The 4902-nt window shown below is 44.6% G+C and carries 2 rRNA genes; both read right to left on the bottom strand.

Annotation, left to right across the window (positions count from 1 at the left end):
• Window positions 1-119: 119 nt before the first annotated feature.
• Window positions 120-3029: ribosomal RNA gene (locus tag AWT72_RS08010) — 23S ribosomal RNA — on the bottom strand.
• Window positions 3030-3143: 114 nt separating this feature from the next.
• Window positions 3144-4663, bottom strand: a 16S ribosomal RNA gene (locus AWT72_RS08015).
• The 16S and 23S rRNA genes sit together here, the layout of an rRNA operon.
• Between the last annotated feature and the right edge of the window lie 239 nt (window positions 4664-4902).

Here is a 4902-nt window from a genome sequence, read left to right on the forward strand (position 1 = left end):
TTCTAGGTTCGGTATGTTTCTAGGTGTTTCCCTATAGCTATGTCCACCAAGCTTTTCTTAACTTTTTTGTCCTTAGGACAATTAGAAATAAATAGTAGTAGTAAAAAATTACAAGCATTTTAGTAAAGCAATCGACATATTAGTACTAGTCAGCTGAATGTATCTCTACACTTACACCTCTAGCCTATCTACCTTCTGGTCTCGAAGGGGTCTTTATGAATACTTATCTTAAAGGGGGCTTCTCACTTAGATGCTTTCAGCGATTATCCCTTCCAAACGTGACTACTCAGCCATGCCACTGGCGTGACAACTGATACATCAGAGGTTTGTCCATCCCGGTCCTCTCGTACTAAGGACAGATCTTTTCAATATTCTTCGCCTGCAGTGGATAGGGACCGAACTGTCTCACGACGTTCTGAACCCAGCTCGCGTGCCTCTTTAATGGGCGAACAGCCCAACCCTTGGGACCTTCTCCAGCCCCAGGATGAGACGAGCCGACATCGAGGTGCCAAACACTTCCGTCGATATGGACTCTTGGGAAGTATCAGCCTGTTATCCCCGGGGTAGCTTTTATCCGTTGAGCGATGGCCTTTCCATTCAGTACCACCGGATCACTAAGTCCTACTTTCGTACCTGCTCGACCCGTCAGTCTCGCAGTCAAGCTCCCTTGTGCCTTTACACTCTCTGGTTGATTTCCATCCAACCTGAGGGAACCTTTGAACACCTCCGTTACTCTTTTGGAGGTGACCGCCCCAGTCAAACTGCCCATCTAGCACTGTCTCAATTTCTTGATTAGAATTTCAACAATATATGGTTGGTATTCCAACATTGACTCCTTATGCACTTGCGTTCATAACTCACAGTCTCCCAACTATCCTATACACATATTGACAAAACCCAATGCCAAACTACAGTAAAGCTCCACGGGGTCTTTCCGTCCTACTGCAGGTAAGCGGTATCTTCACCGCTATTACAACTTCACCAGGTCTCCAGCCAAGACAGCTCCCAAATCATTGCACCATTCGTGCAGGTCAGAACTTACCTGACAAGGAATTTCGCTACCTTAGGACCGTTATAGTTACGGCCGCCGTTCACTGGGGCTTCAATTCGAATCTCTCAATCCTCCTCTTAACCTTCCAGCACTGGGCAGGTGTCAGCCCATATACGTCGCCTTCCGGCTTAGCATAGACCTGTGTTTTTGGTAAACAGTTGCTTGGGACTCTTCACTGCGGCCTATTTTAGCTTAGGGTTTTTCTCCCTTCACCTAATAGGCACCCCTTCTCCCGAAGTTACGGGGCTATTTTGCAGAGTTCCTTAGCTAGAGTTATCCTGTCGGCCTTAGGTTTCTCACCTTGTCCACCTGTGTCGGTTTACGGTACGGGCACTTTATCTCCTCGGTAGAAGTTTTTCTCGGCAGTTTAGGATTTGTAACTTATGCCCTAAGGCACTTACCCATCAGTTATCACATTTAATTCTACGGTTTTTCCTATAAAATCATGCTTCTTCCTTAGAATGGCTATTCCGTCAGCCATCTTACATACCTTCCTGCGTCACTCCATTCCTTCAAACGTTAATAAAGTGGTATAGGAATATTAACCTATTTTCCATTCGCATTCGCATCTTTGCTTATACTTAGGTCCCGACTCCCCCAGGGTTGACAAACATTGCCCTGGAATCCTTGGACTTCCGGCCAGTATGATTCTCACATACTTTCTCGCTACTCATTCCTGCATTCTCACTTCTGATACCTCCAGATCGTCTTCCAACTCTCCTTCAACAGCTTACAGAACGCTCTCCTACCAACATATCTTATTGATATATTACAAAGCTTCGGTTTATGTCTTAGCCCCGTTAAATCTTCGGCGCAGATGCTCTCGACCAGTGAGCTGTTACGCACTCTTTCAAGGTATGGCTGCTTCTAAGCCAACCTCCTGGTTGTTTCTGAACATCCACCTCCTTTCCCACTTAGACATAATTAGGGACCTTAGCTATTGTTCTGGGCTTTTTCCCTCTCGTCCATGGACCTTGTCATCCATAGACTCACTCCTAATCATTAATATATGGTATTCGTAGTTTGCTTGACTTCACTAAGCTATACGCCCGCTAGGTCATACAGTGCTCTACCCCCACATATCTTAAATTAAGGCTGCACCTAAATGCATTTCGGAGAGAACGAGCTATCTCCTAGTTCGATTGGCTTTTCACCCCTAGACCTACCTCATCTCCTGGCATTTCAACGACAGTGAGTTCAGTCCTCCACTGGGTCTTACCCCAGCTTCAACTTGGACAGGCCTAGATCACTAGGTTTCGCGTCTACAACATGCGACTATCGCCCTTTTAAGACTCGGTTTCCCTTCGGCTCCGCTTCCTTAACCTCGCCACATATCATAACTCGCAGGATGATTAACCAAAATCCACGCAGTCACCCCGAAGGGCTCCTACCGCTTGTAAGCGTACGGTTTCAAATTCTATTTCACTCCCTTACTCAGGGTTCTTTTCACCTTTCCCTCACGGTACTCTTCTCTATCGGTTAGTAAAAGTATTTAGCCTTATGTGATATGGTCCACACTGATTCACACCAAATTCCTCGTGTTTGATGCTACTTGGGGTATATGTATATACTCCTTATCTAATTACGCATACAGGACTATCACCTTCTTTGGTCTAACTTTCCAGTTATGTTTTGCTTCTTTGATAATTCGTATTGTCTTATGGCATTGACCAATACATCCCCGCTACACCATAATAGCAACGCTGCCCGCTTTAACACTACTATGGTTTAGGCTCTTTCCCGTTCGCTCGCCGCTACTTAGAAAATCGTTTTTACTTTCTTTTCCTCCTGTTACTTAGATGTTTCAGTTCACAGGCTTACCTCTTTCGCGTATATTCTTCTAATATACAGGTTGTCCCATTCGGATATCTAGGAATCTATGGCTATGTGCGCCTCCTCCTAGCTTTTCGCAGCTTATCACGTCCTTCTTCGGCTTTTACTACCTAGGCATCCTCCGTACGCCCTTAATAGCTTTATCTTCTTTTTTTCTTACAGTTTTCTCTTAACTTGTTTTTTAGTTGTAATTTTTTACCTACTATTCATTTCTCATTGTCCTANNAACAAGACTTAAAGCTTGTCATATTCTCCTTAGAAAGGAGGTGATCCATCCGCACCTTCCGGTACGGATACCTTGTTACGACTTCACCCCAATCACTATTCACACCTTAGGTACTTCCCTCTCTTTCGAGTTAGGCCAGTAACTTCAGGTGCAAACAACTCTCGTGGTGTGACGGGCGGTGTGTACAAGGCCCGAGAACGTATTCACCGTGACATTGCTGATTCACGATTACTAGTGATTCCAACTTCATGGAGTCGAGTTGCAGACTCCAATCCGAACTAAGAGTAGCTTTCTAGATTTGCTTAGTGTCGCCACCTAGCTTCTCTTTGTACTACCCATTGTAGCACGTGTGTAGCCCAGATCATAAGGGGCATGATGACTTGACGTCATCCCCACCTTCCTCCTGCTCTTCGCAGGCAGTTTCATTAGAGTCCCCAACTTAATGATGGTAACTAATGATAGGGGTTTCGCTCGTTGCGGGACTTAACCCAACATCTCACAACACGAGCTGTCGACAGCCATGCACCACCTGTCTCACGGTTCCCGAAGGCACTACTTAATCTCTTAAATATTCCGTGGATGTCAAGATCTGGTAAGGTTCCTCGCGTAGCGTCGAATTAAACCACATGCTCCACCACTTGTGCGGGCCCCCGTCAATTCCTTTGAGTTTCATTCTTGCGAACGTACTCCCCAGGCGGATCACTTATCGCTTTTGCTTCGGCACAGAGGCTTCGAACCCCCACACCCAGTGATCATCGTTTACAGCTAGGACTACCAGGGTATCTAATCCTGTTTGCTCCCCTAGCTTTCGCACTTCAGCGTCAGTTGCTGTCCAGTGAGTTATCTTCATCATCGGCATTCCTACACATATCTACGAATTTCACCTCTACTCGTGTAGTTCCACCCACCTTTCCAGCACTCTAGTATTACAGTTTTGTAGGCAAGACTATGGTTGAGCCACAGCTTTTCACCTTCAACTTGTTATACCGCCTAGATGCCCTTTAAGCCCAATAATTCCGGATAACGCTTGCGACATACGTATTACCGCGGCTGCTGGCACGTATTTAGCCGTCGCTTCTTCTGTTGGTACCGTCATTTCTTTCTTCCCAACTAAAAGCACTTTACAATCCTAAAACCGTCTTCGTGCACACAGAATTGCTGGATCAGAGTTTCCTCCATTGTCCAATATTCCCCACTGCTGCCTCCCGTAGGAGTAAGGGCCGTATCTCAGTCCCCTTGTGGCCGTCCACCCTCTCAGGCCGGCTACCTATCATCGCCTTGGTAAGCCTTTACCTTACCAACTAGCTAATAGGACGCAAAGCTCTCCTCTAGCACATATAGTGTTTCATTTGTAATAGATGCCTATTACTAACTTATCTAGTTTTATCAGAAATTTCTCCCTGTTATTCCAGTCTAGAGGGTAAGTTCTTTACGCGTTACTCACCCGTCCGCCATGACTTGTATAATAGCAAGCTATTATACTCATCATCGACTTGCATGTGTTAAGCATTCTGTCAGCGTTTATCCTGAGCCAGGATCAAACTCTTCATTCAATCTTGTTTCAATTTATTTTTTTTCCTTGTTTTGTTTCACCATTTTGTCTTTTGCTTCTTAACATCTTGTTTGCTTTTTTTATCTCTCATTGTCCTTCAACCTTACTCGGTTGACAAGGTATATACTAACAAATTTTTTAGACTTTGTCAATTACTTTTTTACTTTTTTTTAAAAATTTTTAAAATTTTTTTTTACTATATTGAGACAATATCACAAAACCGTTATTTTTATTATGTTG

Source organism: Oceanivirga salmonicida (assembly GCF_001517915.1).
GTDB classification, from domain to species: Bacteria; Fusobacteriota; Fusobacteriia; order Fusobacteriales; family Leptotrichiaceae; genus Oceanivirga; species Oceanivirga salmonicida.